Annotated in this window: 1 protein-coding gene; it reads right to left on the bottom strand. The window is 78.8% G+C overall.

The genetic code is table 11. The annotated features are described in order from the left end of the window. On the bottom strand, positions 1 to 1,291 hold a 1,291-nt coding region (locus ACOV8S_RS14240), incomplete at both ends, for a DNA repair protein RecO C-terminal domain-containing protein (RefSeq protein WP_448318181.1).

A 1,291-nucleotide genomic window follows, 5' to 3' on the forward strand; every position in this document is an offset into this window, starting at 1 on the left:
GTCGTCGGTGCCGGCGGCCTCGTCGGCGTCGAGCTCGTCGCCGTAGCCCTGACTGGCGGACGGGTTGGGGCCGGTGCCCTCGGTCGGCGTGTCCTGGTCCCCGCCGGTCGCGCCCAGCGTGACCACGGTGCCCAGCACGGCGACCAGCAGCGCGCCGGCGCCGGCCGCGACGAGGTTCTTGCGCGCGCCGCCCACCAGCCCGCGGCCCCTGCCGGCGGGCTCGGGGCGGCGGGTGACGGGCGCGTCGCCGACGAACACGGTCGACCCGTGACGCGCGGCGTCGGCCTCATCCTTGAGGGCCGCGTCCTGCGGGGTGTCCCCCGGGCCGGGGCCGAACGCCTCGAAGGCCGCCAGGGCGGCGAGTGCGGCGCTGCTCTGCGGGGTGGCCGGGGCCGGTGCGCCGGCGGGACCGGCGGCGGCGTCCACGCCGGGCAGGTCGCCGGTGCGGTCGGCGACCAGCGTCAGCGCGCGGCGCCCGGCGAGCTGCCCCCGCTTGTCGGAGGCGGTGGTCCGCAGCGCGACGGCCGCGTCCAGTTCGTTGCGCGCCCGGTCGTGGCGGCCCTGACAGAGCGCCAGCACGCCCAGTTCGTGGTGGAAGTAGCCCTGGTCGGCGGCCTCGCCGGCCAGCCGGGCCGCCTCGGAGCCGGTGCGCAGGGTGTGCTCCCAGGCCGTCCAGGCGAGCCCGGCGGCGAAGGCGGGGGCGGCGTTGCGGGAGAGTCGCAGCACCAGCTCGCCGGCGGAGGGCGGGAGCGCGGTCAGCGCCGCGAGCACCGCGTCGGCCTCGGCGCGCACCCGGTCCGCGGTGACCGACTGGTGTCCGGTCCACCAGGCGTAGTGCTCGGCGGCGGTGCGGATCCGCTCCTCGGCGCCGTCCCGGTATCCGGCGGCCTCCAGCTGGGCCGGCACCCCGGCGGCGAGCCGGTGGCGGCCGCCCGCTGGCGAGACCAGGGCGCAGCCCAGGAGTTCACCGAGCGCGGCGTCGGCGTGGGTGTCGCCCACCAGCGCGGGCCAGTGCGCGGAGTGGGGGAGTTCGCCGCCGAGCGCCACCGCGAACGAGCGGTGCGGCCCGGGGTCGCCGCAGCGCGAGCAGTCCGTGAAGCTGGGCGCCCACCCCGCGACCGCGAAGGCGCGCAGCAGGTAGGAGTCCAGGACCAGGCCGGGGGCGTGGGCGTTGACCGCGAGAGAGCGGACGGCCCCCGCGAGCAGCCAGAACTGCTGCACCGCGGGCTCCTTCTCGGCCTCGACCAGGCGGTCGGCCGTCTCCAGCATCGCGGTCCCCGCGGTGTAGAGG

The sequence above is a fragment of the Streptomyces sp. CO7 genome (assembly GCF_053474865.1).